Origin of the sequence: Campylobacter concisus, assembly GCF_902460545.1 — a bacterium.
In the GTDB taxonomy this organism is placed as follows: domain Bacteria; phylum Campylobacterota; class Campylobacteria; order Campylobacterales; family Campylobacteraceae; genus Campylobacter_A; species Campylobacter_A concisus_AE.
This window is the reverse complement of sequence record NZ_CABPUE010000017.1, coordinates 1-1138: the sequence shown is the minus strand read 5'-3', so window position 1 is coordinate 1138 and position 1138 is coordinate 1. Positions and strand designations below refer to the sequence as shown.

General features: G+C 29.3%; 1 protein-coding gene. It reads right to left on the bottom strand.

Annotated features, from left to right (window positions below; all coding sequences use genetic code 11):
* Window positions 1-1138: aminotransferase class V-fold PLP-dependent enzyme (locus FZ949_RS09200; protein WP_222862790.1), on the bottom strand; the 1138-nt coding region annotated here is incomplete at both ends.

Here is a 1138-nt window from a genome sequence, read left to right as displayed (position 1 = left end):
ATTTTAGAGTGATATTTGTCATTTACTAAATAAGTTAAACCCATCTCTTTTAGGGCTTTTATTAAAGTTTCCCAAGATTTACAATATCTCTTGTATCTATTTTCTATACCCTCATCTTTGGCTTCAATAATAGCTTGCTTAAGAGCATATATGGTTTGTACTGGTGGAGTAAATCTCATTTGATAATTTTTTTTAAAATTATCATACTGTTCATAAAGACTTAAATAAAAAGTTCTTGGTGTTATGTTTTTTAACTCATCCAAAGAAGATTTTTTAGCAACTACAAAACTGACACCGGCCATACCTTGAATATTTTTGTTGCTACTAGAAGCCAAATATGAAATATTTTGTTTTTGCATATCGATTGGGATAGCAGCATAAGAACTCATAGCATCTACTATAAACTCTATATTATATTGTTTTGCCAATTTTCCTAAATCACTAAGGTTATTTAAAATACCCGTAGTAGTCTCGTTATGTATAACAGCAAGATGAGAAATAGAGCTATTATTTTGATTTATTACTTCCTCAACTTTTTTTAAGTCCACTGGCTCTATAGATGAACTTTTAAATTCTATATATTTTATCTTATATCTTGATGCTATTTGACACATTCTTGTTCCATAAGCACCATTATTTATAATCAGTATGGTCTTATTGTGTGGGACAACTGAAGTTAATATAGCTTCTACAGCTGCTGTACCACTTCCACCAAATAATACCGTGGCATAGTCATTTGTATTAGCAACAATACTTGTAAGTTCAGACGAAACATATTCCATGGTATCACCAAATTCTTTTTCTCTTGGACAAATATCTGGTACAACTTGAGCCATTTTGACAGTATCAGTTGTTGTTGCTGGTCCTGGATTTAATAATATATTTCTTTTAATTTTCATATTTTTTGCCTTTATTTTAGGTAGTATTTTTTCAATTGCTCTTCTCAAATGATCTTTGTCATCTATCTCACACCATATAAGACCATTTATTTTTTTAACAAAAAATGAACTTTTACTTGAAATTTGCGCCATGATATTTTCATAATCTATTTTTAGATTATCTTGCTTTTCAAAGGTCTCACACATAATCTTATAATTTTTTATTGAAACTTTCGATATCCCAACAAGCTCTCCATATA